This is a genomic window from Haloarcula sp. MBLA0163, from assembly GCF_055632435.1.
In genome coordinates this window covers 3217509-3241858 of record NZ_CM145745.1, presented here as the reverse complement: position 1 = coordinate 3241858, position 24350 = coordinate 3217509, and the positions used below count along the sequence as shown (strand labels likewise).

The 24350-nt window shown below is 69.9% G+C and carries 24 protein-coding genes; 11 read left to right on the top strand and 13 right to left on the bottom strand.

Annotated elements, in window-relative coordinates; all coding sequences use genetic code 11:
- The 6 genes from ACV7GQ_RS17300 to ACV7GQ_RS17275 all read right to left on the bottom strand — a co-directional run bounded on the left by ACV7GQ_RS17300 (position 1) and on the right by ACV7GQ_RS17275 (position 5237).
- Positions 1–1113, bottom strand: a complete 1113-nt coding sequence (locus ACV7GQ_RS17300; RefSeq protein ID WP_470311444.1) for a DUF7118 family protein — start codon at positions 1111–1113, stop codon at positions 1–3.
- On the bottom strand, positions 1113–1475 hold the full coding sequence (gene hisI, locus ACV7GQ_RS17295) for a phosphoribosyl-AMP cyclohydrolase (protein WP_470311443.1): 363 nt from the start codon (positions 1473–1475) through the stop codon (positions 1113–1115). The genes ACV7GQ_RS17300 and hisI overlap by 1 nt, the downstream gene beginning before the upstream one ends.
- 160 nt (positions 1476–1635) lie before the next feature.
- Positions 1636–2610 (bottom strand): A24 family peptidase, encoded by a 975-nt coding sequence (locus ACV7GQ_RS17290; RefSeq protein ID WP_470311442.1) that lies wholly within the window; start codon positions 2608–2610, stop codon positions 1636–1638.
- Positions 2611–2718: 108 nt separating this feature from the next.
- On the bottom strand, positions 2719–3108 hold the full coding sequence (gene fer1, locus ACV7GQ_RS17285) for a ferredoxin Fer1 (protein WP_470311441.1): 390 nt from the start codon (positions 3106–3108) through the stop codon (positions 2719–2721).
- Positions 3109–3191: 83 nt separating this feature from the next.
- The gene (locus ACV7GQ_RS17280) at positions 3192–4388 is read right to left on the bottom strand and encodes an inorganic phosphate transporter (protein ID WP_470311440.1); all 1197 of its coding nucleotides are present in this window, start codon (positions 4386–4388) and stop codon (positions 3192–3194) included.
- A gap of 66 nt (positions 4389–4454) precedes the next feature.
- On the bottom strand, positions 4455–5237 hold the full coding sequence (locus tag ACV7GQ_RS17275; protein WP_470311439.1) for a hypothetical protein: 783 nt from the start codon (positions 5235–5237) through the stop codon (positions 4455–4457).
- Between the two features lie 123 nt (positions 5238–5360).
- Between ACV7GQ_RS17275 and hisA the strand changes: the two genes are divergently transcribed.
- The gene (hisA, locus tag ACV7GQ_RS17270) at positions 5361–6089 is read left to right on the top strand and encodes a 1-(5-phosphoribosyl)-5-[(5-phosphoribosylamino)methylideneamino]imidazole-4-carboxamide isomerase (protein ID WP_470311438.1); all 729 of its coding nucleotides are present in this window, start codon (positions 5361–5363) and stop codon (positions 6087–6089) included.
- Positions 6090–6197: 108 nt separating this feature from the next.
- Here the strand turns inward: hisA and ACV7GQ_RS17265 are convergent, their stop codons facing one another.
- On the bottom strand, positions 6198–7265 hold the full coding sequence (locus ACV7GQ_RS17265; RefSeq protein WP_470311437.1) for a TrmB family transcriptional regulator sugar-binding domain-containing protein: 1068 nt from the start codon (positions 7263–7265) through the stop codon (positions 6198–6200).
- A 60-nt stretch (positions 7266–7325) separates the two neighbouring features.
- Between ACV7GQ_RS17265 and ACV7GQ_RS17260 the strand changes: the two genes are divergently transcribed.
- The 6 genes from ACV7GQ_RS17260 (at position 7326) to ACV7GQ_RS17235 (ending at position 12902) form a co-directional block, all read left to right on the top strand.
- Complete coding sequence (locus ACV7GQ_RS17260; RefSeq protein WP_470311436.1) at positions 7326–8540, top strand: MFS transporter; 1215 nt, start codon at positions 7326–7328, stop codon at positions 8538–8540.
- Positions 8541–8717: 177 nt separating this feature from the next.
- Positions 8718–9305 carry an imidazoleglycerol-phosphate dehydratase HisB gene (hisB, locus tag ACV7GQ_RS17255; protein ID WP_470311435.1) on the top strand — a complete coding sequence of 196 codons (588 nt, stop codon included), beginning with the start codon at positions 8718–8720 and terminating at the stop codon, positions 9303–9305.
- Between the two features lie 5 nt (positions 9306–9310).
- Entirely contained in the window at positions 9311–9814 is a 504-nt protein-coding gene (locus tag ACV7GQ_RS17250) for an amino acid-binding protein (protein ID WP_470311434.1), read from the top strand.
- Positions 9815–9846: 32 nt separating this feature from the next.
- Positions 9847–10182 carry a 2Fe-2S iron-sulfur cluster-binding protein gene (locus ACV7GQ_RS17245; protein ID WP_470311433.1) on the top strand — a complete coding sequence of 112 codons (336 nt, stop codon included), beginning with the start codon at positions 9847–9849 and terminating at the stop codon, positions 10180–10182.
- Between the two features lie 32 nt (positions 10183–10214).
- Positions 10215–10826, top strand: coding sequence for an IMPACT family protein (locus tag ACV7GQ_RS17240; RefSeq protein WP_470311432.1), 612 nt, complete (start codon positions 10215–10217; stop codon positions 10824–10826).
- 39 nt (positions 10827–10865) lie between these two features.
- A complete protein-coding gene (locus ACV7GQ_RS17235; protein WP_470311431.1) occupies positions 10866–12902 on the top strand; it encodes a S9 family peptidase in 2037 nt (678 codons plus the stop codon).
- Positions 12903–13104: 202 nt separating this feature from the next.
- Here the strand turns inward: ACV7GQ_RS17235 and upp are convergent, their stop codons facing one another.
- The 5 genes from upp to ACV7GQ_RS17210 all read right to left on the bottom strand — a co-directional run bounded on the left by upp (position 13105) and on the right by ACV7GQ_RS17210 (position 19016).
- Positions 13105–13782: a uracil phosphoribosyltransferase gene (gene upp, locus ACV7GQ_RS17230; protein ID WP_470311430.1), complete on the bottom strand. Its 678-nt coding sequence runs from the start codon at positions 13780–13782 to the stop codon at positions 13105–13107.
- A gap of 74 nt (positions 13783–13856) precedes the next feature.
- The gene (locus ACV7GQ_RS17225; RefSeq protein WP_470311429.1) at positions 13857–16580 is read right to left on the bottom strand and encodes a TRAP transporter permease; all 2724 of its coding nucleotides are present in this window, start codon (positions 16578–16580) and stop codon (positions 13857–13859) included.
- A complete protein-coding gene (locus ACV7GQ_RS17220) occupies positions 16577–17065 on the bottom strand; it encodes a DUF1850 domain-containing protein (RefSeq protein WP_470311428.1) in 489 nt (162 codons plus the stop codon). Before ACV7GQ_RS17220 ends, ACV7GQ_RS17225 begins: the two co-directional genes overlap by 4 nt.
- A 55-nt stretch (positions 17066–17120) precedes the next feature.
- Complete coding sequence (locus ACV7GQ_RS17215) at positions 17121–18188, bottom strand: TAXI family TRAP transporter solute-binding subunit (RefSeq protein WP_470311427.1); 1068 nt, start codon at positions 18186–18188, stop codon at positions 17121–17123.
- A 135-nt stretch (positions 18189–18323) separates the two neighbouring features.
- Complete coding sequence (locus tag ACV7GQ_RS17210; RefSeq protein ID WP_470311426.1) at positions 18324–19016, bottom strand: type 1 glutamine amidotransferase domain-containing protein; 693 nt, start codon at positions 19014–19016, stop codon at positions 18324–18326.
- A 129-nt stretch (positions 19017–19145) separates the two neighbouring features.
- On the opposite strand from ACV7GQ_RS17210, the gene ACV7GQ_RS17205 reads away from it, so the two are divergent.
- Complete coding sequence (locus ACV7GQ_RS17205; protein ID WP_470311425.1) at positions 19146–19856, top strand: DUF5828 family protein; 711 nt, start codon at positions 19146–19148, stop codon at positions 19854–19856.
- Positions 19857–19949: 93 nt separating this feature from the next.
- Here the strand turns inward: ACV7GQ_RS17205 and ACV7GQ_RS17200 are convergent, their stop codons facing one another.
- A complete protein-coding gene (locus ACV7GQ_RS17200) occupies positions 19950–20216 on the bottom strand; it encodes a hypothetical protein (protein WP_470311424.1) in 267 nt (88 codons plus the stop codon).
- Between the two features lie 281 nt (positions 20217–20497).
- On the opposite strand from ACV7GQ_RS17200, the gene ACV7GQ_RS17195 reads away from it, so the two are divergent.
- The 3 genes from ACV7GQ_RS17195 to ACV7GQ_RS17185 all read left to right on the top strand — a co-directional run bounded on the left by ACV7GQ_RS17195 (position 20498) and on the right by ACV7GQ_RS17185 (position 24350).
- Entirely contained in the window at positions 20498–21385 is an 888-nt protein-coding gene (locus tag ACV7GQ_RS17195; protein ID WP_470311423.1) for an ArsR/SmtB family transcription factor, read from the top strand.
- 55 nt (positions 21386–21440) lie between these two features.
- Complete coding sequence (locus ACV7GQ_RS17190; RefSeq protein ID WP_470311422.1) at positions 21441–22964, top strand: phytoene desaturase family protein; 1524 nt, start codon at positions 21441–21443, stop codon at positions 22962–22964.
- A gap of 186 nt (positions 22965–23150) precedes the next feature.
- Positions 23151–24350, top strand: a complete 1200-nt coding sequence (locus tag ACV7GQ_RS17185; RefSeq protein ID WP_470311421.1) for an inorganic phosphate transporter — start codon at positions 23151–23153, stop codon at positions 24348–24350.

Below are 24350 nucleotides of genomic sequence, written 5' to 3'. Positions count from 1 at the left end.
TCACAGCGGGCCGTGCTCGTCGAGCGCCGACTCGACGGCGTCCCGCTCCGCGCGGAGCGACTCGAGTTCGTCGGCGACGGCGCCGTCTTCGAGGCGCTCGCGCTCCGCGGCGGAGAGCTCTTCGCGGGCGAGCGCGCTCTCTCGCAGGGTCGCGTAGTCCTCGCGGTCGGCGAGCGCCCGCACGTCCCGCAGGCGCGCGACCACCGCGTCGTCGGCGAAGCCGGCGAGTACGGAGCGGTACTCACGGACGAGCCACGGCAGGTGGTCTGCGGGCGGGGGCGGCCACCCCACCGTCAGCGGGTCCGCGTCCAGGTTCCGGAGGTACGTCCGCCGCGTGGCGACGGCCCGCTGGAGCGCCGCCGTGTCGTCGACGTAGTGGTCGAGTTTCGACGCCGAGTAGTCGGCGTACTCCAGCAGCGTCGGCACCGGTTCCGTGCCGGCGTCGTGTTCGCGGACGTAGCGCAGTAGCTCCTCGGGCGGCGGCCGGAACTCGACCAGCGGGAACGCGTCGGCCCGTTCGACCACCGACAGCACCTCGCGAGCGGGCGCCTCGCGCCGGAACTCGCGGAACGACTCGCGGACGGCGTCGTCGTAGGCCGCGATGGGGTCCCGCAGGGCGTCGACCGGCGCGTCCAGGTCCGCCTCGCCCAGACGCTGGAGGCGCTCCAGTTCGTCGACGCGCTCCGCTATCTCGTCCAGCCGTCGCCGGGCGGTCCGGCGGGCGTCGGCGTAGTCCTCGCGGGCCTGCTCCCACTCGTCGAGACGGCCGACGAGGTCGGCGACCGGGTCGAGTCGCGACCGCGCGGACTCGAAGTCGCTCTCGGTGAGCCGTCGCTTCTGGAGGGACTCGTCGATGGCCTCGAACGTCTCGCGCTCGGGCAGGTCCTCGTCGAGGCCGTCGGTCAGCGTCGCGACGGCGCCCTGGAACTCCGTGAACGCCTGGAAGTCGCCGCTCCCCGTCGCGGTATCCTCGTAGCGGTCCAGCAGGTCCCGGAGCTCCTGGTGGACGCGCTGGCAGGCGCGGAGCCGCTCCTCGCCGACCGCCTCGACGCGCTCTCTGGCCCGGTCGCGTTCCTCGGCGGCAGCGCGGAGGGTCGCGGCAGCGTCGACCATCAGTACACGTCGTCGGGGTCGAACACCTGTTCGCCGACCGTCTCGCCGTCGACGGTCCGGTAGAAACAGGACTCGTAGCCGGTGTGGCAGGCGCCGCCGGACTGGTCGACCAGATAGAGCAGGGCGTCGCCGTCGCAGTCCACCCGCACCTCCTCAATCGCCTGCGTGTGGCCGCTCGTGGCGCCCTTCTGCCAGAGTTCGTCGCGGCTCCGGGAGTAGTAGTGGGCGTAGCCCGTCTCGCGGGTCCGTTCGAGCGCTTCCTCGGTGACGTAGGCGAGCATCAGCACCTCGCCGGAGTCGGCGTCCTGTGCGACCGCCGGGATGTACTCCTGCTCGTCGAACGCGAGGGCCACGTCTGTCATACCCGATGGGTCGCCTGTCCCGAAGATAGGTCTTTTGTCGTGGCTGGCCCGCGAGCGTTCACCGACCCGACGCTCGGCCCGCGTGGGCGACCGGGCCGGCGACGCCGCCGTCGTGACCGGCGACGCCGTCGTGGTGGTTCGGGTCGTGTCCCGGGCGGACTCACGCCACCCCGACGAGCCCGAGCAGGGCGTACAGCACGTCGCCGTACACCAGCGAGACGACCAGGCCGGCGAACATCGGGACGAGGAAGGGGATACCGGGGGATATCCACACCTCGTCCTCGCTGACCAGCACTTCGAGCCCCTCGCGCAACTGCTCGGGCGAGGTGCCGTAGGCCGACCCCTCGATGTCCTCGAGGAACCGCTCGGCGCCCCACGGGTCGGCGGTGTCGGCGGTGCCGAACTCGGGTGCGTCCGTCGAGACGCCGCCGTCGGTCGCGATAGAGCCGTCGCCGGGGTCGTTGAACGTCGCGGGGAGCGAGTCGGGGTCGCGGTGGCCGTCGGGGTCGGCCCGCACCGCGGCCAGCGTCGCGCCGCGCCACTGGAGGTACATCCTGAGGGCGTCGATGTCGAGGCCGCTCCGCGTGAACCCGTCGGTGGTCTCCAGCAGTCGGCCGTACTCCTCGGGGACCTGTTCGACCGCGACCGGTCTGCCGATGAACATCGCCAGCGAGAAGCGGCCGCGGGCGAGGTTCGTCACCGCGACGCCGAGCGGGTAGACGACGCCGGCGAGGACGGTGTTCGAGAGGATGGTCAGGGAGAACACGCCCAGTGCCGACGGTTCCAGCGGGAGCGCCGCCGTCGGGAGATAGTAGACGGGGTAGACGGGGAAGAGGACGGCGACCAGCATGAACGCCTTCGCGTCGGCGCCGCCGAACCCGCCGATGAGCCAGAACCCGTAGGCCAGCGGCGCGACGAAGCCCAGACTGATGGCCACGCGGAGCAGGAACGCACGGCCGGCCGTCGGCCCGGTGAGGACCGCGTAACTGTCCCACAGGAGCAGGACGACCGCGAGTACCGCCAGCGGCACCCACGCCCGGTTGGGAACCCGGCGGGTCTTCACGTCGCGGTACGCCGCCCACCCGAACACGGGGACCGCGAGCAGTCGCAACAGGTCCGGTGTCGACCCCAGCACGCCTTGGGGTCCCACGGCGACGGCCCTAATGGTTCCGGGTCAGGGAAGCGCCGCCGCGGTACAGCAGCGGCTACCCGGTGCGAAAGCGGTGAAAACCGCAGAACAGCGTTATATGACGCGGTTCTGCAGGTAGTCGAGGTGCTTGGCGTTGTAGACGATCTTGACCTCGTCGGCGTCGGGGCTGCCGATGCAGGTCAGGCGGACGTTCTTGTCTTCGACCTCCTCGTCGCTGAGGATCTGCTGCATGTCCATGTCGATGTCGCCTTCCAGAACGATGGCAGCGCAGTTCGCACAGGCGCCAGCGCGGCACGAGAAGGGCCAGTCGTAGCCCTGTGCCTCTGCCGCTTCGAGGATATACTCGCCTTCGTTGACCTCGAGCGAGCCGTAGTCCTCGTCGCTGAGGTCCATGTCCGCGGCCTCACCGAAGACGTCGTCCTCGTACATGTCCCAGCCGTTGTCGTCCACTACTTCGTAGTTAAGGTACTCTACCGTGGGCATCAACTGCGTGGTTCGTCGGCCGACTTGTTAGACTTTGCCCTTCAGGACGCTCGCATGAACGATTGTGAGGGACAGCGCCGGGTTCAGGCGACCGGTAAGTAGCGGAACACGAGGTACGCCGCGACGGTCGCGATGGACGGGACGACGTTCTGGAGGAAGATGACCCGTGCGGTCGTCCCGGGTTCGAACAGGTCCGACGCCGTCGGGATGTCCTCGCGAGACTCCTGCCCGATGGGCTCGTGGTCCTCGGGCGGCGGGTTCCCCGTCCGGTCGCCGACGGTCGGCGCGGGGTCGGCGGTCAGCGACCCGACCGAGGCCGCCGGCACCTCGCCTTTCACCGTCTCCGAGAGGGTCGTCGTCCGCGTCGCACGCCCCCATCCGAGGCCGACGATGCTCATCGTCGCGATGATGACGAAACTCGCGGGGATGCCCAGCGCCGACAGGAAGGTGACGATGGTCGAGGCGACGGCGGCGACGACGATGGCGGCCACGAGGGGGAGGTCGGTGAGGTCGTTGCCGACGGTGTCCATCGTCCGCCGGGCGATGGTGAACGCGCCGAGGCCGATGGCGCCACCGCCCAGCAGGATGGCCGGGTAGAGGTCCAGCGACCCGTTCCCGACCAGCGGCGCGACGGCGTTGGCGACGTTCGAGGCCCCCGCCGAGAAGCCCATGTAACAGCCGATGCCGATGACGACGACGGTGCCGACGAACTCCCGCGGCGTCGTGTTCTCGCCGAGTCGGAGCCGCGGCAGGGTCCCCGAGCGGTCGACGGTCACCAGCGCCCCCTCGCTCTGGGAGACGGCGAACCACTCGACGAGGGTGGGGTAGAAGTACCGGCCGATGACGCCGCTGACCCAGAAGGCGATGATGGGCGAGACGAGCCACCACGAGACGATCTCGAGCATCAGCCCCTCGTTGAGCGTCTGCTCGGCCAGCCCGAGGCCGGCGATCGCTCCGACGGCGGTCATCGACGTCGACGCCGGCACGCCCGCGACGTTCGAGAGGAAGAGCGCGGTGCCGATGAAGAAGAGGACGACGATGCTGACCAGCGGCGAGAACTGGGTCGCCACCAGGTCGCTGCCGAGGCTCTTGACCACGGCGGGGCCGACGAGCAGGCCCCCCGCGAGGGCGAAGACGGTCATCAACGCGGCCGCAGAGAGTTTCGTGAGGGTGTTGCTCCCGACGGCCGGGCCGAAGGCGACGCCCGTCGAGGAGCCCCCGATGTTGAAACCGACGAAGACGGCGACGACGAGTCCGAGCGCGAAGAGAACCTCGACCATACACGATGCAAGCCGGGCGTCCGTTAAAGGGTACCGACCGCAGACGCGGGGTCCGAGGGCGCCGTCCTACTGCCCGCTGCGGTCGTCACTGCCGGCGTCGTCGTCGGCGTCGGCCAGCCGTGCCCGTTTCTCCGCTGCCGTCTCCTCGACCTCGCTGGCCGTCTCTTTGGCAGCCTCGACCTCCTCGGTGACCGACTCGGCGGTCTCCTTCGCCTCGCTGGTCTTGTCCTTGGCCCGGGTGGCCCTGTCTTTCACCTCCGTCGTCTTGTCCTTGACCTCGGTCGTCCTGTCCTTCGCCTCCGTGGTCCTGTCCTTGACCTCGGTGACCGTCTCGGCGGCGTCCTCGTCCCCGGTCCGTGCCGCGGTCTGTTCGACCTCGTCGGCCGTCTGTTCGACCTCGTCCGCGGTCCGTTCCACCTCGTCGGCCGTCCGTTCGACGTCCTCGGCCGCCTCGTCGACGGTCTCGGCGGCGTCCTCGACCGAGTCGGCGGTCGTCTCCAGTTCCTCGGCGGTCTGTTCGAGTTGCGCTGCGGCCTGTTCCAGTTCGGCCGCCTTCGTGGCGACGTCCTCGTTCGTGCGTTCGAGGACGTTCGCCAGCACGAGGAACTGCAGGAGGCCGACGACGACGAACGCCGAGACGGCGATGCTGGCGGCCATCGCGAGCGCCGAGGTCACGCCGGCCGAGAGGGACACGAGACCGAGGGCGGTCGCCCCCCACGCGAGTGACAGCCCGACGGCGACGACCAGCACGGCCTGTGCGAACACTCGGTACTGGTCCTCGTACTTCCCGAACATGACGGCCTCGAGCCGACGGGCCAGCGGTGAGAGCAGCGGGATTCCAGTGGCCATAGCTGACGTTTCCCACGCCGGGGTAAAAACGTGGGGTCGCGTCCTGTCGACTCTCTGGACGCCGGTCGGCGCCGCGCACGCCGGACCGACACGCTTTCGCCCGCCGCCGACCCAGCCACGCCCATGTTCCCAGAGTTCGAGGTCGTGCCGGCCGTCGACATGCAGGACGGGCAGGTCGTGCAACTGGTGGGCGGCGAGCGCGGCACCGAGAAGACGTACGGCGACCCCGTCGAGGCGGCCGAACGCTGGGTCGCGGCCGGCGCCCGGACCCTCCACCTCGTCGACCTGGACGGCGCGTTCGAGGGCGAGCGCGAGAACGCCGACGCCATCGACGCCGTGTTGGACGCCGTCGGGGACGACGTCGACGTGCAGTTGGGCGGCGGCATCCGCACCGCAGAGGACGCCGTCGCGTTGCTGGACCGCGGCGTCGACCGGGTCATCCTCGGCACCGCCGCCGTCGAGAACCCCGACCTCGTCGCCGAGATCAGCGCGTCCCACCCCGAGAGCGTCCTCGTCAGTCTCGACGCGAGAGACGGCGAGGTCGTCGTCTCTGGGTGGACCGAGGGGACCGGACTGGACCCCGCCGAAGCCGCCCGGCGTTACGAGGACCTGGGTGCCGGCGGCATCCTCTTCACGGACGTCGACGTCGAGGGGCAACTGGAGGGAGTCCGTACCGAACCGGTGCGCCGTCTCGTCGAGAGCGTCGACATCCCCGTGGTCGCCAGCGGTGGGGTCGCCACCGTCGAAGACGTGGTGGCCCTCGACGACGCGGGCGCGGCGGCCGTCGTCGTCGGGAGCGCCCTCTACGAGGGAAGGTTCACGCTCGAATCGGCGATGGCCGCCGTGGAGTAGCGAGGGGCGCGACCGAAGGGAGCGGCCCTCGGAGAAGCACAGCGGTGACCGCAGGGAACCGCGAGCAGGAAGTGCGGTGCGGAGCGCGACCGAAGGGAGCGGCCCTCGCTAGCCCTCGTACAGCGTCACCGACGTCGCCCCGAACCCCTCGTAGAACGGCCCGATACCGCCGTCGGCGTTGCCCGCGGCGACGCGGCCGTCCGGCGTCTCGAAGACGAGGCTGTTCTCCATCGGGAAGTCGTTGGTCGGGTCGCCGACGAGGTTCTGGCGGACGTCGACGACCGGGACCCGGTCGTACCGTCGCTCGGTGCCGTCGGCGACGTCTTCGAGGGCGACGTCGGCCAGCAGCTCCCGGCCGGCCGCCCGGTGGAGCGCGGCGTTGGTCGCGGCGGTCCGGAGGTGACCGTACGTCGTCGGAAGCGGGTCCGGGTCGGTGACGTAGCGGTCCTCGCCCATCGGCCAGAAGTTGGCGACGGCGTTGCCGAAGAAGCCACTCCAGACCTCTCGCTGGGCGAACGCCAGCGCGTACTCCTCGCCGTGCCGGCCGGAGAGGATGCCGTGTGAACCGAACAGCCCGGTCGTATCGTCGACGAGGACGTGGACCGGCGGCGCGGCGTCCCACGTCCGCACCACGTCGGCACAGGTGGCCCAGTCGAGGTCGAGGGCCTCGGCCGAGAGCGGGGCGGCGGCGAGCAGATAGACGAACACGCCGCGGTCCCGTGCGGCGGCGAGCGCGTCGCGGAGGTGGCTCACCTCGGGGGCCGGGAGGACGAGGAACGCCTCCCGGTCGGCGCGCTCGAGGTAGCCGGCGGCCCGCTTTCGCACCGTCGCCCGCGAGTGGACCACTTCGAGTGTCGCCCCCTCGTCGGCGGGAGCGGTGTACAGCGACTCGACGCTCTCGCGGAGTTCGTCGAGTCGCGAGGCGAGCGAGCCCAGCGCCTCCTCCGGCGGCCGCGCCCGCAGGACCGTCGGGCTGGCTGTCTCGTCGATGGTCACCAGTCCCCGGTCGGTGAGTGCCGCCGCTATCTCGTAGACGTACCCCTGTGAGACGTCTGCGGCCGCGGACACCTCGCCAGTGGTGGCCTCGCCGGCCCGCAGCACCGCCAGATACGCCGCGATCTCCTTCTCCGAGAGGCCGAACGTCGCGAGGTGCTCGCGTAGCGTCTCCGCAGACATGGTCGAAGATTGTGTTATTGGATACAAAATATTTTTCCACCAGTGCGCACAGCCCCACGTATGAGCGAGACGGTCACCGAGACGGCGACGGAGACGGGGGGCGAGAGCGACGCCCAGCGGACGAGTCGCCGGTGGTGGACGGTGGTCACTTTCGGTTACGTCGCACTGCTGGGGGCGGCACTCCAGATTCGCGGGGCGGTCATCCCGTCGCTCCGCCAGGCATTCGGTGTCCCGGAGTGGCAACTCGGGTTAGTCGCGCCAGCGGGGACCCTCGGTTTTCTCACCGTCGTGATGCTCGTCGGGGCCGTCGCGGGCCGGTTAGACACCCGCCGACTACTCCTCATCGGTGTTGCCGGCACGGGTGTCAGCATCTTCACCATGGGACTCGTGCCGTCGTTCGTCCTCTTTCTGGCGGCGTTGCTCGGGCGCGGGGTGTTCAGCGGGGTCGGTCGCGGGACCGACCGCCCGCTGTTGAGCCACCTCTATCCGAACCAACGTGGCCGCCTGTTCGGATACTACGACATGATGTGGGCCGTCGGCGCGGTGTTCGGCCCGCTGCTCGTCGCCGCCGCCGTTGCCGCGAACAACTGGCGCTACGCCTACTACGCGCTCGGTCTCGCGTTCGTCCCCCTCACGCTGTTGGTCCTCGTCCTCCCGGCGCCTGACGTCGAGGGCAGCGACGACCCGCTGGACCTCGCGGAATTACGCCGCATCGGTCGTCGACCCGAGGTGCTGGCGACGGCCGTCGGCCTCTTCCTCTCGGCGGGCTTCGAAGGGGGCCTGTTCACGTGGCTGACCACCTTCGCCGAGGGGCGCCTGCCCGACGCGCTGGCGACGGCGTCGCTGTCGGTACTGCTGGTCGGGTACATCCCCGGTCGCTTCCTCTCCGGTCGGCTCTCCGAGCGCTTCGGCTACGTCCGGTTGAGCGTGGCGCTGACCGCGCTGACCCTCCCCACGTTCGCCTACACGTTCTTCCTCGCCGACGGCTACGGCCTGCTGGTCGGCTACTTCGCCATCGGGCTGACGCTGTCGGGCCTCTATCCGACGATGCTGGCGTACGCGACGGAGGCGGTGCCCGAACACAGCGCGCCGGTCAACGCCATGGCCGCCGTCACCTCCTCGGCCGGCATCGCCGCCGTCCCTGCCGCGATGGGGTTCGTCATCAGCGGGTCGGACATCGTCCGCGCGATGCGCCTGCTGGCGGTTCCACTGCTGGTGCTGCTCGCGCTCCTGCTCGTGACGTGGTACGTCGCCGGCGGCGTCCGGGACGCCTGACGGCCGGGCGCAGGGCTCCAAGTCCGGTCTCGACGGGCGACGTCCGGCACCGCCCCGACCGGATGCGGTTCCGCCCCGGCGAAGCGGCCGGACCGGGTACGGTGGGCGCGCGGACGCGGACCTCTGGCACACACAGCGGACACAATCCCCATATAGGCGGCCCGTCAGAGTCAACGTATGAGCGACCGCACGGCGGCCGTCACGCGCGAGACGGCCGAGACGGACATCGAGGTGACGCTCGACGTCGACGGCGACGGCGACTCGACCGTCGACACCGGCATCGGCTTCTTCGACCACATGCTCGACGCCTTCTCGACGCACGGCCTGTTCGACCTCACCGTCAACTGCGACGGCGACCTCGAAATCGACGACCACCACACCGTCGAGGACGTGGCCATCACGCTCGGCGAGGCGTTCGACGAGGCGCTGGGCGAGAAGCGCGGCATCGTCCGCTTCGCCGACCGGAAGGTGCCGCTGGACGAGGCCGTCGCCAGCGTCGTCGTCGATATCTCGGGCCGGCCCTACTACGAGTTCGACGGCGAGTTCTCCCAGGCCGAGGTCGGCGGGCTGACCAGCCACATGGCGAAACACTTCGGGCGCTCGCTGGCGACCAACGCCGGCCTGACCCTCCACTGTGGCGTCGACGGGGAGAACGCCCACCACGAGATAGAGGCGCTGTTCAAGGGGCTGGCGCGGGCGCTCGACGACGCGACGCGCATCGACGAGCGGCGGTCGGACGTCGCGAGCACGAAGGGCGAGCTGTAGCGCCGATGTTCGACGAGATAATGGCGAAGTTCGAGGACTCGCCGGGCCAGCAGGCGGTCATCCGCCTCCTGCTGGAGCGGGGGTTCTCGGTCAACGAGGAGGGCCGCGTCGTCTCGGGCGGCATCGAGATTCCGAACACCGGCATCGCCCGCGAGGCCGACGTCGACCGCCGGGTCGTGAACGCGACGACGGACGCCATCCTGGCCGACGAGGAGTTGCGGCGCATCTTCCGCAACATCTCCTCGGTCCCGAGTCTGCTCGACCTGGCGCCGGTGCTCGACCTCACCGCCATCACCGTCTCCGTGCGGTCGGCCGAGGAGTCCGGCATCGTCTCGACGGTGACCGGCGCCATCGCCGACCGGGGCATCTCCATCCGACAGGTGCTCTCCGAGGACCCGGAGTTCACCGACGAACCGCGCCTCTACGTCATCACCGACGAGGCGCTGCCGGGCGACCTCATCAACGAGATCCGCGAGATGCCGTTCGTCCGGACCATCGAACTGGCCTGAGCGTTTTTCCGCGAGCGGGCCGACGACGTGGTATGAGCTACCCCGTGACGGTCACCGTCGAGACGCCCGACGGCGAGGTCCGCGAGGTCGTCGCCGAGGCAGAGACCGTCCTCCGTGACGCCCTCCTCGACGCCGGCATCTCGCCGCACGGCCACTACGCCCGGCGGCTGAACTGCGGCGGCCGCGGGCTCTGTGCGACCTGCGGCGTCCGACTGGCCGACCCGCCGGACCCCGACCACTGGCACGACGACCTCGCCGACCGCTTCGGATACCCCCGCCTGTCCTGTCAGCTACGGGTCCGCGACGGGATGCGGGTGCAGGTGCTCGATAAGCGCGTGTGGGGCGGCCGCGAGACCGACGAAGGATAAGGGCTATTCGCCCGCCGGGAGTACCGACGGGCGTGCCAGAGCGCTATCGGACCGTCGGGGAACGGGCGGCGGCCCGCTTCGAGGTGCAGGGCTCGGAGTTCGTCGGCCGCGTCGCGCCCGTCGAGACCGTCGCGGCCGCCGAGGCGTTCGTCGCCGACGTCCGCGAGGAGTACGCCGACGCGACCCACAACGTCCCGGCCTACCGGGTCCGCGCGTCGCCGTTCCGGGAGTACTCGAGCGACGACGGCGAACCCAGCGGGAGCGCCGGCAAACCCGCGCTGAACGTCCTCCAGCAACGCGAGATAGAGAACGTCGTCGCCGTCGTCACCCGCTACTACGGCGGGACGAACCTCGGCGTCGGCGGACTCGCTCGGGCGTACTCGCGAGCGGTCAAGGACGGCGTCGACGCCGCGGGCGTCGTCGAGTCGGTCCCCCACGAGCGCTTTACCGTCGCGGTCGAGTACGACGACTCGGGGAGCGTCCGCGGGATACTGGAATCGGCCGGCGTCGAGTTCGAGGCCGACTACGAGGCCGAGGTCACCTTCGCGGTCAGGGTGCCGACCGAGGCGGGCGCCGGTCTGCGCGACCGCATCCGCAGTGCGACCAGCGGCCGGGCGACCATCGACACCGACGCGGACCGCTGAGGCCCGAACGACTTTCACCGACCGACCGTAGGGTGGGGTATGACCGGCCGACCCATCGAGGCGGCGGACTACCACGACGTCGCGACGCCCGAGGACCCGCGGCTCTCGCCCGACGGCGAACGCGTCGCGTTCGTCAGGCGGGACCCCATCGACGAGGAGCGCTACGAGCGAACGGTCCACGTCGTCCCCACCGACGGCGGCCCGACGCGGCGGTTCACGCTCGCGGAGGGCGAGGACGCCGAACCCCGGTGGTCGCCCGCCGGTGACCGCCTCGCGTTCACGTCGACCCGCGGGGCCGACGACGACCGACAGCAACTGTGGGTCCTCCCGACCGACGGCGGCGAGGCCCGGCAGGTGACCGACGTGGTCGGCGGCGTCTCGGACATCGAGTGGCGCCCCGACGGCACCGGCATCGCGTTCGTCCAGCGAGTCACGCCCGAGGACAGGGACGCCGACCGTGACCTGTCGGTTCCCGAGGAGTACGACCCCGAGGAGCCCGACCCGCGCGTCGTCGACCGGACGGTGTACCGGGCCGGCCAGCAGTACTTCGACGGCGGCCGACCGCAGGTGTACGTCGTCGACGTGGCCGACGACGACGAGGTCCGGCGAATCACCGACTGCGACCACGACCACGCGAGTCCGACGTGGGGCGGCGTCGAGACGCTGTACGTCGCGGCACAGAAGGTCGGCTCGGACCCCGACGACGACGTCCGCTACGACGTCGTCGCCCACGACACCGGGACCGGCGAGCGGACGGACGTCCACCGCTCGTCGGGCTGGGCTGCCGGCCTCGCAGCCACCCCCGACGGCCGTATCGCCCACCTCCACACCGAACGCGAGCGCTCCTCGATGCAACCGACCGAGCTCCACGTCTACGACCGGGCTGGCGAGACACTGCACGACGTGACCGCACCCATCGACCGCTCGCTGGCGTTGGACGCCGCGCCGGTCTGGGGGCCAGACGGCGAGACGCTGTACTTCGCGACGCCGGACGAGGGCCAGACCGCCGTCTGGCGCGCCCCGGGCGACGCCAGCGAGGCCCCGGAGCGCCTCCACCGTGGCGGCGACGTCGACGGCCTCGACGCCGGGCGCGACGCGGTGGCGCTCACGCGGAGCGAGGCCGACCACCCCGGCGACGTGTTCCTCGTGGGCGACGAGGAGGGCCCGCGGCGCCTCACCGACCTGAACGCCGACTACCTCAAGTCGGTGGCGGTCGCCGACCCGGAGCCGCTCGCCGTCGAGTCCGAACAGGGCCGCGTCGAGGGATGGGTGCTCACGCCCCCCTCGTTCGACCCGGACGAGAGCTACCCGCTCGTCGTCGAGGTCCACGGCGGCCCCCACGCGATGTGGACCGACAGCGGGACGATGTGGCACGAGTTCCAGACGCTGGCCGCGCGGGGGTACGTCGTCGTGTGGTGCAACCCGCGCGGGTCGACGGGCTACGGCGAGGCGTTCATGCAGGCCATCGAGCGGGACTGGGGCGCGGTGACCCTGACCGACGTGCTGGCCGTGGCCCGCGCGGTGGCCGACCGGCCGTACGTCGACCCCGAGAACGTCTTCCTCACCGGAGGCTCCTTCGGCGGCTACCTCACCGCGTGGGCCGTCGGCCACACCGACTACTTCCGGGCCGCCGTCTCCCAGCGCGGCGTCTACGACCTCACGGGGTTCTACGGGTCGACCGACGCCGCCTACAAGCTCGTCGAGGGCGACTTCGACACGACGCCGTGGGACGACCCCGAACTGCTCTGGGAGCACTCGCCAGTCGCCCACGCCGACGCCGTCGACACGCCGACGCTCGTCCTCCACTCGGACGACGACTACCGCACGCCGGCCAACACGGCGGAGCTGTTCCACCGCGGCCTCCGCAAGCACGGCGTCGACACGCGGCTGGTCCGATACCCCCGCGAGGGGCACGAACTCTCCCGGTCGGGCGAACCCGGCCACGTCGTCGACCGCATCGAGCGCATCGCCCGGTGGTTCGACGGCTACTCCGCCCACCACGACGCCGACCCGGCGCTGGAGCGACCGGGAGACGCCGGCCTGTCGACCGCCGACGGCGACGCGTCCAACGAGTGACAGTTCGACAGGCGACTAGAGCGGGGTGGACCCTGACCCGTCATGCGTGCGTCCGACGGCGTTTCGTGTGGAGGTGGAAAGCCGCCTCTGTCTGTCGTTTCTCCAACCGAAAGAAGGGGGTTCGACAACCGACGAAGGAATCGCCGGTACCGCGGTGTCACGCCTGTTGTGTGACCCGACGTAAACCGATTTCGGGTCGCGCTCAGTCCGTGCGGAACGCCCGGTCGCCGGCGTCCCCCAGGCCCGGGACGATGAAGCCGTCGTCGTCGAGTTCGTCGTCGATGGCGACGGTCAGGAGGTCCACGTCGGGGAACGCCTCGGCGACGCGGACGACGCCCGGCGGGGCCGAGACGGCCGAGAGGACGATGAGCCGCTCCGGGTCGGGGCCGTCGCTCGTGATGTGGTCGAGGACGGTACACATCGTCGACCCGGTGGCGAGCATCGGGTCGGCGACGATGACGGTGTCCTCCTCGCCGATGTCGGGCATCTTCTCGTACTCGACGGAGATGGGGAACTCGCCGTCCTCGTTCATCCCCGCCGACTCGTCGCGACTCGCGGAGATGACGCCCTGTCGGGCCCGCGGGAACGCCTTGAGCAGGCCCTCGACGAACGGCGTCGCGGCCCGGAGGACGTTGACGATGACCACGTCGTCCAGCCCTTTGACCCGTTCGCCCATCGTCGTCGTCAGCGGCGTCTGAATCTCGGTGTACTCCGTCTCCATCCGGCCGTCGATGATCTCGTAGCCGCAGATGCGGCCCAGTCGGACCAGCCCCTTCCGGAACTCGACCTGTTCGGTCTCGACGTCGCGCAGCCGCGACAGTTCGTCCTTCGCGAGGGCGTGCGTGACGAGCGAGGCGTCACCGCGCTCTTCGATAGTCATACCCGGCCCGTCGGCGCGCGCCGATTAAACTGTGACGACATGCGCGTGGGCCGCGCCGGCGACGGGCCGCCGGGTCACGCCGGTTCGGGACTCGGTGCGGAGTCCGCGACGGCCTCGCCACGGCGGCGGTTCTCCAGCATGAGCGCGACGAACAGCACGAACCCGACCGCCCGGAGACTGACGTCGACGACCAGCGTCACCTCGCCGGCGCCGCCGAAGCCGACCAGTCCGACGAGGTCGAACAGCCCCGAGACGGCCAACCCGGGCGCCATCAGCAGGAGCGAACTGAGCGCGAAGGCGACCCGCTGGCTCCGGGAGACCGGCGCGGCGACGTAGCCGATGACCGTCGCCGCCAGCGCCACGACGCCGAGGAACACCCCAGCGACCGGGACGAACACCTCGAGGATTGCGAATCCGGGGTCGAGGAAGTCGGCCAGCTGGACGACGCGGTACTGCTCGCCCAGCGGGAGTTCGGCCGCGTTCTCCTTGCGCCGCAGGAGGACGATGCCGGGGGCGAGGATGAACGCGAACGGGACGATGGCCTTGTTCAGCGACAGCGAGAACGCCTCGATGCCCGTCTGGAAGGCGTCGGACTTGGCCACCCCCGAGGCCGCGTAGGCGGCCACCGCCACGGGCGGTGTGATGTCCGCGATGACGCCGAAGTAGAGGATGAACAGGTGGGCGGCCAGTTCGGGGACGCCGAACCCGACCAGCGCCGGCGCGAGCAGCGAGACGAGGATGATGTACGTCACCGTCGTCGGCATCCCCATGCCGAGGATGATGGAGGCGACGGCGGTCACCAGCAACAGCAACACGAGCGAACCGCCGGCGACGGCGCGGATGAGCGCCACCAGGTTCGGGCCGAGGCCGGAGACGCTGATGACCCCGGGGATGATGCCCGCCGCGGCGACGGCGATGACCACCGGCACCGCCGTCCGCGCGCCGCTCTCCATGGACTTCCCGAGGAAGACGGTGAGCCGGTAGAGGCCGTTCTGTGCCAGTTCCGACTGCCCGACGGCGTCGGCCGTCGTCTCGGCGGCGTCGTCGACGGCGTTGTCGAACGAGAGGATGGGCGAGTCGAGAGACGGCTTCGTCGCCAGCGTCACGACGCCCGCGACGATGGCCATCCCGCCGAGGCCCCCGACCGTGGCCGCGAAGGCCGCCTGCACCGACTGGCCGCCCGTCCCGTCGCCCAGCAGTGCCCCGAGGAACCCGACGCCGGCGAGCAGTTGGGCGAGGAAGTTGGCGACGAACAGCGCACCGAAGACGGCGGCGAGTCGCCCCCGCGTCTCGTCGCTGTACGCCGCCACGAGGGCGACGAGCGCCCCGATGGCGATGAGCGTGAACCACGCCGACCGGGCGACCGAGAGGCGCTCGATGATGAGGTAGTACAGCAGGAGGCCGATGGGGACGAGGTAGAACCACCCGCTCTTGAGGTGCTGGCGGATGTCGACCAGTTCGGAGGGGTCGAGACCGCCGATGTTCCGTTTGGTCGCCTCGAAGTGGACCATCACCCAGACGCCGAAGAAGAAGACGACCGCGGGGATGGCCGCGGCGATGATGACGTCGCGGAACGGCGTCACGGTGTACTGGACGATGAGGAACGCCGCGGCGCCCATCACCGGCGGGAGGATCTGACCGCCCGACGACGCCGAGGCCTCGACCCCGCCGGCGAACTCCGGCCGGTAGCCCGAGCGTTTCATCAGCGGAATGGTGAACGCGCCCGTCGTGACGGTGTTGGCGATGGAGGACCCGGAGATGGTCCCCATGAAGCCGCTGGCGAGGATGGACGCCTTCGCCGGCCCGCCCCGTCGGGTCCCCGTCGCGCCGTACGCGAGGTCGATGAACCACTGGCCGGCGCCGGACATCTCCAAGAACGCGCCGAACAGGATGAAGATGTAGATGAACTGCACGGAGACGGTGACCGGGATACCGAACACGCCGTTCTCCGTGTTGTACCAGAGGTTCTGGACGATGGAGGTCCAGTCCAGCGGCGGGATGGAGAGGACGCCGACGTAGGCCGTCTCCTGCGGGATGAGGAAGCCGAAACGGGCGTAGACGACGAACGCCGCGACGATGACCATCAGGTAGAGGCTGATGGCCCGCCGGGTCGCCTCCAGCACCAACAGGACGCCGACGACGCCCAGTGCGAACGCGTAGGAGGTGTCGGCGAGCGGTCCGAGGAGGCCGGCGACGGGTTCGAGGAACGTGAACACCTCCTGTATCGGCCGGCCGGACTCCAGTCCGAGCGCGCGCATCCGCTGTATCTCGCTGAAGTCGGTGATGAAGTACGCCGCCGCGAGCACCGAGACGCCGATCAACGCCACGTCGAACGGCGTCACGCGGTCGAAGTCCGGGTCGACGAACACCCACGCGAGCACGCCGCCGACGCCGCGAACCGCTCGCGTGACGGGGTGGTCGGCGCCGAGTCGGTCGTCGAGCCGGCCCGTCAGCGTGATAGCGCGCCGCGACAGCGGCCCGTCGCCGGTCGATGTCGGATACAGCAAGAAGGTGAGTACCAGCCCGAAGGCGACGTGGATGGCGTTTATCTGGAGCAGCTGGAGCGATGCGAACTGGATGGTGCCGAGGCCCGGCAGGTCGATAGAGAGGACGAATCCCTTCGCCGCCAGCCACATCTGGAACAGCGAGAAGGAGACGCCGATGACGGCGACCACGACCGCCGCGGCCCCCTGCAGGGACCGTTTGCGCTCTATCTCCTGTAGGACCTCCTCGACCTCTTCGTCGGAGACGGCCGCGTCCTCCGTCGAGCCGCCGTCGTCAGGTGGTGTCGTAGTCATGTCTCGAGCGAGTCCGTGGCGGCCGCGAGCGCCGACCGCCGGGTGAGGTGGAGGGTCACCGAGCGCTCGTCGGTCAGTGCGACCAGATCGTAGGTCCGGTCGCCCACGTGGAGTCGGTGCCCGGCGACCGAGCCGGGCGCGACGGTGAGCCGGCTGTAGGCCCCCGCCGGGTCGTAGACCAGCGTCCCGTTCTCGTGGGAGACGTTCGCGCGGCTCGGGAGCCCCCACCCGTACGATTCGAACTCCATCCGAGTCATGACGAGGCGGTCACCGCGAACGGTGTAGCCGTCGTAGACCCGGGTCTTCTCGACGCTGTGGGTGTACTCCAGCGCGACGGTCGTCCCGTTCTCGACCGGGACGGTCAGATACGGCGCCCCGGTCTCGGCGTCCTCGACGACGAGGACGCGCTGGGCGGGCACCGCCGAGGCCGTCCCGAGTGCGAGCACCGCGACCAGTGCGAGCGCGACGGCGACGCGCCGACTCATGTCGTGGGCATCCGGCGAACGCGGTTGGCGGGCGATACGGGCACCACGGGTCGGGTCAGCCCTCGAAGTACGCCGCCGCGCCGGGGTGCAGTTCGATGGACATGCCGTCCTGTGCCGACTCCTTGCTGATGAAGTCCGTCTTGATGGTGAGTTGGTCCACGTTGTCGAAGATGGCGGCGGTCACGGTCTCGACCGTCGAGGCGGACAGTTCACTGCGGGTAGCTATCATCGCCTGCACGGCCACGGTCTGGACGTCGTTCTCGATGCCCGTGTAGGTGCCACCCGGGATGGTGTCGTCGGCGAACCAGGACGCCGCCTCCTTGACGGCCTCCCGGTTCTGCCCGCGGATGGGGACGATGACGAGGTCGTTCGTGTTCGCGAGGTCCTCGATGGCGCCGACGGGCCACCCGCCGACGACGAACGCCGCGTCGATGTCGCCGTTCCTGAGCTGGTCGGCCGCCTGCGAGAAGGAGGCGTTCTGCTCGTTGAAGTCGGAGATGCCGACGGCCTCCAGGATCTGGAGAGCGTTGACCTGCGTCCCCGACCCGAGGTCGCCGGTGTTGATCGTCGCGCCCGAGAGGTCCGACAGTTGCGTGATGCCCGTGTCGGCGAGCGTCACGACCGTGATGGTCTCGGGGTACAGCGTCGCGACGCCCATCAGGTTCTCGATGGGGTTGCCCTGGAACGCCTCGATACCGGTCCCGTTCTTCGCGAAGGAGGCGATGTCGTTCTGGATGAGCGCGAAGTCCGCGTCCCCGCTGGCGAGGTTGCCGACGTTCTCGACGCTCGCGCCGGTCGACTGGACGTTCAGCGTGAAGTCCGTGTTGGCCTCGACGATGGTCTTGAACTCGTTCGAGAGCGGGAAGTACGTCCCGCCGGTCCCGCCGGCGTGCCACGACAGGCGCGTCTCTCCCGACCCGCCGTCGCCGCCGTCACCGGTCGTCTCGGTTCCGTCGCCACCGCCGTCACCGCCGTCGCCGCTCGCAGTCGTCTCGGTGTCGGCACCACCGTCGCCGCCGTCGCCACCGTCGCCGCCACAGCCGGCGAGTGCGACGACACCTGTCAGTCCAGCGGCTCGGATGAACCGCCGTCGAGTGGATTCCCGTGTGTGTTTTCGTGACATACGTCCACTAAAACTCCCATCCGACACACTAAGATATACACAGATTACAGCGGGGTCAGCTGGCGAAAAAACGACGCTCTGCGGACGGACGCAGAGGGCGCGAAACCGAACGACGGAGTCGGAACCGGAGTCGCGTTAGGCCGGGCTTTCCACGCCCAGTTCGTCCAGCAGCGTGCGGGCGGCCGCCGCCGAGGAGGGTGGGCCACGAGCGGTGACGAGGTCACCGTCGACGGTGACGCTCGTGTCGGCGTCGAGTTCGGCGTCCCACTCGGCGCCGACGGCCTTGACCTCGTCCTCGACCCAGTAGGGGAGTTTCCGACCGTCCGGCATCAGGTCGTCCTCGTCGACGATGCCCTCCTCCCACGCGTTCGGGAACCCGGTGACCGACCGGCCGGCCGCGAGGAACCCGCCGTCGCTGTCCCGCGTGAACGCGAGGATGCCGACGGCGTGACAGACGACGAGGGCCTTGCCGTCGTCGCTCTCGACGGCGTCGCGCAGGAGCCGGCGCGCGTCGGAGTCCTGGTTGATGTCCCACTCGGTGCCGTGACCGCCCGGGAAGACGACGGCGTCGTAGTCGGCGGCGTCGACCCGCGCGATGGGTGTCGGGTCGTTCAGTCGCTCGTCGTTCTCGTGGACGTCCATGATGTGCTCGGCGGCCTCCTCGCCGATCTCGTCCGGGTCGACCGAGCGCTCGTCGATGACCGGCTTGTCGCCCGTCGGCGTGGCGACGGTGACGTCGACGCCCGCGTCGGACAGCGTGGTCAGCGGTTCGATACACTCCTCGCCCCAGTAGCCGTGCTCGCTGACTACGAATAGTGCGGATGGCATCGACGGATAGTACACGGTGGACCCTGATAAGTGGCCGCCGCTCGTCGGGGCGGAAACGCTTAACCGGACGGAGCGACAACACATTTCAACTGAGGTAACAGACCGTCGTTACCACGAACTCGTTCTACAATGGCAGACATCGAAGAGAGCGTCTCCGGATTCAAGACACAGGGTGGTTGGGTCGACGTCGTCGAGCACGGCGAGCGAATCACACAGGCACTGAAAGACCTCGTCGCGGACGACGACGTCGCGACCGACTTCGAGGACGGCGCCCTCTCGGAGTTCGACGAGTGGCGGCCCAAGAGCCACGAGCGACTCGACGAGGACGTCAACGAGAAGACCGCCGAGCAGGCCAGCGTCGACGAGGGGAAAGGCGAACAGGCGGGCAAGAACCCCGACGAGGACCTCCAGAAGGCCGGCGAGAAGTTGAGCGAGTCCTACGAGAACCTGGACGAACCCGACGAGGCCATCGACAAGTGGGGCGAATCGGTCGACTACGTCGCCCGCGCGGCCGACTCGGCCGGCCGGAAGGCGCTCCGGAAGGTCGAGGACGCCGTCTACAAGAACGTGATGACCCAGATAGCGCCCTACTACTTCGACAACGAACTCGTCAGCGCGAACCTCCGGCGCATCGGCGACGAGGACCGCCCGGAGTACGTCTTCGAGGTCAACGTCAACGACGACGACCTGAAGATGCGCGTCTCGAACCGACTGGCCGACTACGACCAGTCGGTCGACCGCTGGCACGTCGACACCGAGAAAGTGACCGAGGCCGTCGAGGCCGCCGAAGGTGTCGACGCGGTCGAACCGGGCGAGGAGACCGATGCGAAGACGAACTAAGCCCGCCGTCGTGCGAGCGGCGTCGGTTTGGCGTCCGAGATGCGGAGGCAACCACCGAGCCGCCGGTGTCGGCTCGCCGGGTCGTCCGTCGGCCTACCGCTCGGGTTCGCCCGAGCGGGGTCGCACAGTCGGCGTGACGGGAACGCGCCTGTAGGCGAGGCCGGCGAGGACGGCGACCACCACGGCCCACCACAGCAGGTGGACGAGGACGTGGTCGACGACGAGCGGGAGCGACAGGAAACAGCCAACCCACAGGGCGACGACTGTTCGGAACGTGATACGACTCGGGCGTCGCGAGCCGGAGCGAATCGACACGCCGTCCATTCGGCCGTCCGAGCGCGGCTGTGTTCGGTCGGGCATCATACTCGTTCGGTGACGACGTTCCCCGATAAGTGTAATCAGAATTATATTTCTGTGGTCGGACGAACGCGTCGTCGACTTCGGGGCGGCACGCCGTCGCGTCGTTCGGGGCGGAGACGGACGCTCCCGCCACTCTGTCGGCGAATACCGGTCCGAGTTCGCTCGCCGCTGTCGCCGCCTCGGAACCCGGTCCCCGAGGACGGGCGACCCGCTCTCCAGAAGAAATCTTCTGTCGGCCGGTGACCGGTACACTGACCTCGCCGCCCCGAGAGATGGCGGCTATGCCCGAGTCACTCGAACACGTCGACTCGGACCGGGCGGGTGAGGCGTTCGGGCTCCTCGCCGACCCTGTTCGCGTCGAGATCCTCTGTGCCGTTCGACAGTTGGGTCCAGCGTCGTTCTCGACGCTCCAGTCGGCTGTCGGCGTCGACGACAGCGGCCGCTTCAACTACCATCTGGGCGAGCTCACCGACCAGTTCATCTTCAAGTCGGGGGATGGCTACCGCCTCCGTCCGGCGGGTCTTCGGGCGCTCAACGTCGCCGCCTCCGGCGGATTCGTCGGCGGCCACGCGGTGTCGTCGGTCGCGCTCGACGGCGACTGTCCGGAGTGTGGCGCCGGCCTCGAAGGGGTGTACGACGAGGGCCGGGTAGACGTCCGCTGCCCGGACTGTGGCGTGACCCCCCACTACGGGACCTTCCCGCCACGGGGAGCACAGGTCCGGGACGTCGACGCGCTGTTCGAGAGCTACGCCGCCTGGGTCCGGACCAACTTCGCACTCGCCGCTGACGGTACCTGTCCGTACTGCGGCGGGACGACCGTCGGCACGGTCGACCTCGACCCGAGCTGGTACCTCGACGTCTGTGCGGTGTCGGACTGTCCCTCCTGTTCGGCCCACATCGAGATGCCGGTCGGGCTCCGACTGTACGACACGCCGGCGGTCGGGGGTTTCCTCTGGGAGCGGGGCGTCGACGTCCGAGAGACGCCGTTCTGGGAGTTCCCGTGGTGTCTGTCGGCGGCAGACGTCGAAGTGCGTTCGCGGGACCCGATACGGGTGACACAGACGCTCCGCCGGGACGGCGACGAACTCCGGGTGACGGTCGACGGAACGCTCGCCGTCGTCGAGTCGGCGCGGACGGTCCGTCACGGCCGAGACACCGGGCCGGTCTAAGAACCCACAGAACAGCGGGTGACGACCTACCGGGGGACTGTCCCTAGGGCCGCCGATGACACCCACGCAGACGCCCACGACGAGGACGCCGTTGGCCGGACGGACGGCGACGGTCGTCGGCGCCGGGTTCGGGGGGTTGGCGACGGCGTGTTACCTCGCGGACGCCGGCGCGGACGTGGAGGTGCTGGAGCGACACGAGCGCCCGGGCGGGCACGCCAACCGCATCGAGGACGGCGGGTTCACCTTCGACACGGGCCCGTCGTGGTACCTCATGCCCGACGTGTTCGAGCGGTTCTTCGGCCACTTCGGCCGGGAGCCGAGCGACTACTACGACCTCGTCCAGTTGGACCCCCACTACCGCGTCATCTGGAAGGAGGGCGAGGACCACGACGTCTGTGACAGCGTGGACATGCGGCCCGACATGCGGCACAACCGCGCGGTGTTCGAGTCCTACGAGGACGGCGCGGGCGAGGCACTGGACCGCTACCTCGCGGAGGCCGAGCACACCTACGAGGTGGGGATGGAGCGGTTCGTCTACGAGGACCGCCAGCGCCTGCGCGACTTCCTCGACGTGGACGTGTTCCGGTCGGCCCGCGGACTGACCTTCCTCGGGTCGATGCAGGACCACGTCGCGGACTACTTCGACCACCCGAAGCTCCGCCAGCTGCTACAGTACACGCTCGTGTTCCTGGGCGGGTCGCCGTACAACACGCCGGCGCTGTACAACCTGATGAGCCACGTCGACTTCGAACTCGGCGTCTACTACCCCGAGGGCGGGCTCTACAGCGTCGTCGAGGGGCTGGTCGCCCTCGCCGAGGAGCTCGGCGTCTCGGTGCGGACCGACTGCGAGGTGTCTGGGCTGGCGCGCGCGAGCGACGGCGTCACCGTCACCGCCGCCGACGGCGCCGCGACGCGCGACGTCGTCGTCGCGAACGCCAACCTCGCGCACGTCGACCGGGACCTCCTGCCCGACGGCACCCGGGAGTACCGCGAGGGGTACTGGGACGACCGGACCTACGCGCCGTCGGCGTACATGCTGTATCTGGGCGTCGAGGGGAGCGTCGACCCGCTGGCACACCACACGCTGATACTCCCCGAGGACTGGGAGCCACACTTCGAGAGCATCTTCGAGGACCCGCGCTGGCCCGAGGACCCCGCCTACTACGTCAACGTCCCCTCCGTCACCGACAACGGCGTCGCCCCCGACGGCCACGAGACGGTCGTCGTCCTCGTCCCCGTCGCGCCCGGACTGGACGACGACGAGGGGACCCGAGGGTGGTTCCGCGAGCGGGTCCTCTCGGACCTCGCGACCCACACCGGCGTCGACCTGCGGGACCGCATCGTCGTCGAACACGAGGCCTGCGTCTCGGAGTTCGCCGAGCGCTACGACGACCCGCAGGGCACCGCGCTCGGACTGGCACACACTCTGCGCCAGACCGGGCCGCTCCGACCCGGCCACCGGTCGTCGGCGCTCGACGGCCTCTACTACACCGGGTCGTTCACGACGCCCGGGGTCGGCGTCCCGATGTGTCTCATCAGCGGGCAACACACCGCCGACGCCGTCGTCGCGGACCACTGACCGTACCCACGAGGGCACCATAGGTCGAACGCCGACGGTGTCCAGCCGGGATTTCGCTTACGTGTGGAAAGTAACGAAGCCGCTCACCCACCATGTGTATAGTTACCATACCCCTCCGCTTCGGGTGGAGATAGGCGACGCGGCGAGCGGTACCCTCATTGCGGGGAAGGGCAAAAGCGGGTGTAGATGGTCGCGACGAGTCTGCTGGTGACGTTGGTGGTCGCGTCGGCGGCGAGTCTCTTCATGGCGTGGGCTATCGGTGCGGGGTCCTCGGGGTCGACACCGTTCGCACCAGCAGTGGGTGCGAACGCGATTTCCGTGATGCGGGCCGGCTTCTTCGTCGGCATCCTCGGGCTGGCCGGCGCGGTGTTGCAGGGTGCGAACGTCACCGAGACGGTCGGGAGCGGCCTCGTCCTCTTCCCCGATGGCGGTGGCCTCTCGGCCATCGCCGCCATCGTCGCGCTGGTCACCGCCGCCGTCCTCGTCGCCATCGGCATCTTCACCGGCTACCCCATCGCGACGGCCTTCACCGTCACCGGCGCCGTCGTCGGCGTCGGCCTCGCGATGGGCGGCCAACCGGCGACCGCGAAGTACGTCGAGATCGTCTCGCTGTGGGTCGCGGTGCCGTTCGTCGGCGGCGGCATCGCCTTCACGACGGCGTGGCTCCTGCGACACGAGTCGGTGCCGGAGCGGCTGCTGGTGCCTGCCCTCGGCGGCCTCGTCGCGGCGCTGCTGGCGAACGTCCGGTTCGTCCTGCTGGCGCCCGGCGCCGCTCAGGCGTCGGTCGCCGGGTCGCTCGCCGACACCCTCGGGACGCCGACGCTCCCGACGATAGCCGCCCTCACGGTGCTCGCCGCGGTGCTCGGCGGGGGGCTGCTCTACCGGGACGTGGCCGCGGACGAGGCGGCCGGCCAGCGCCACTTCCTGCTGGTGCTGGGTGGCCTCGTCGCCTTCTCCGCCGGCGGGAGTCAGGTCGGACTGGCGCTCGGTCCCCTGCTGCCGCTCCTCGACTCGGGGCCGGCCGCTGTCGTCCCACTCACGGGTGTCCTGCTGTTCGGTGGGTTCGGCCTGCTCCTCGGGTCGTGGACCGGCGCGCCGCGGATGATAAAGGCCCTCTCGCAGGACTACTCCTCGCTTGGGCCGCGCCGCTCCATCGCGGCGCTCATCCCGAGTTTCCTCATCGCCCAGACGGCCGTCTTCTTCGGCATCCCCGTCTCGTTCAACGAGATCATCGTCTCGGCCATCGTCGGGTCCGGCGCGGCCGCCGGCGGCGGCGAGGTGAGTCGCGAGAAGATGGGGAAGACGGTGCTGGCGTGGGTCGGGTCGCTCGTGCTGGCGTTCGGCGTGAGTTACGGCCTGTTCCTCGGCGTCAGCGCGCTGTTCTGA

Coding starts and splice junctions, on each gene's coding strand:
- upp (WP_470311430.1), bottom strand. CDS start 13,782: ATGACTATCGAAGAGCGCGGTGACGCCTCGCTCGTCACGCACGCCCTC.
- ACV7GQ_RS17265 (WP_470311437.1), bottom strand. CDS start 7,265: ATGTCTGCGGAGACGCTACGCGAGCACCTCGCGACGTTCGGCCTCTCG.
- ACV7GQ_RS17260 (WP_470311436.1), top strand. CDS start 7,326: ATGAGCGAGACGGTCACCGAGACGGCGACGGAGACGGGGGGCGAGAGC.
- ACV7GQ_RS17215 (WP_470311427.1), bottom strand. CDS start 18,188: ATGTCACGAAAACACACACGGGAATCCACTCGACGGCGGTTCATCCGA.
- ACV7GQ_RS17210 (WP_470311426.1), bottom strand. CDS start 19,016: ATGCCATCCGCACTATTCGTAGTCAGCGAGCACGGCTACTGGGGCGAG.
- ACV7GQ_RS17205 (WP_470311425.1), top strand. CDS start 19,146: ATGGCAGACATCGAAGAGAGCGTCTCCGGATTCAAGACACAGGGTGGT.
- ACV7GQ_RS17250 (WP_470311434.1), top strand. CDS start 9,311: ATGTTCGACGAGATAATGGCGAAGTTCGAGGACTCGCCGGGCCAGCAG.
- ACV7GQ_RS17235 (WP_470311431.1), top strand. CDS start 10,866: ATGACCGGCCGACCCATCGAGGCGGCGGACTACCACGACGTCGCGACG.
- ACV7GQ_RS17225 (WP_470311429.1), bottom strand. CDS start 16,580: ATGACTACGACACCACCTGACGACGGCGGCTCGACGGAGGACGCGGCC.
- ACV7GQ_RS17200 (WP_470311424.1), bottom strand. CDS start 20,216: ATGCCCGACCGAACACAGCCGCGCTCGGACGGCCGAATGGACGGCGTG.
- hisA (WP_470311438.1), top strand. CDS start 5,361: ATGTTCCCAGAGTTCGAGGTCGTGCCGGCCGTCGACATGCAGGACGGG.
- ACV7GQ_RS17190 (WP_470311422.1), top strand. CDS start 21,441: ATGACACCCACGCAGACGCCCACGACGAGGACGCCGTTGGCCGGACGG.
- hisI (WP_470311443.1), bottom strand. CDS start 1,475: ATGACAGACGTGGCCCTCGCGTTCGACGAGCAGGAGTACATCCCGGCG.
- ACV7GQ_RS17245 (WP_470311433.1), top strand. CDS start 9,847: ATGAGCTACCCCGTGACGGTCACCGTCGAGACGCCCGACGGCGAGGTC.
- ACV7GQ_RS17220 (WP_470311428.1), bottom strand. CDS start 17,065: ATGAGTCGGCGCGTCGCCGTCGCGCTCGCACTGGTCGCGGTGCTCGCA.
- ACV7GQ_RS17300 (WP_470311444.1), bottom strand. CDS start 1,113: ATGGTCGACGCTGCCGCGACCCTCCGCGCTGCCGCCGAGGAACGCGAC.
- ACV7GQ_RS17275 (WP_470311439.1), bottom strand. CDS start 5,237: ATGGCCACTGGAATCCCGCTGCTCTCACCGCTGGCCCGTCGGCTCGAG.
- fer1 (WP_470311441.1), bottom strand. CDS start 3,108: ATGCCCACGGTAGAGTACCTTAACTACGAAGTAGTGGACGACAACGGC.
- hisB (WP_470311435.1), top strand. CDS start 8,718: ATGAGCGACCGCACGGCGGCCGTCACGCGCGAGACGGCCGAGACGGAC.
- ACV7GQ_RS17185 (WP_470311421.1), top strand. CDS start 23,151: ATGGTCGCGACGAGTCTGCTGGTGACGTTGGTGGTCGCGTCGGCGGCG.
- ACV7GQ_RS17280 (WP_470311440.1), bottom strand. CDS start 4,388: ATGGTCGAGGTTCTCTTCGCGCTCGGACTCGTCGTCGCCGTCTTCGTC.
- ACV7GQ_RS17195 (WP_470311423.1), top strand. CDS start 20,498: ATGCCCGAGTCACTCGAACACGTCGACTCGGACCGGGCGGGTGAGGCG.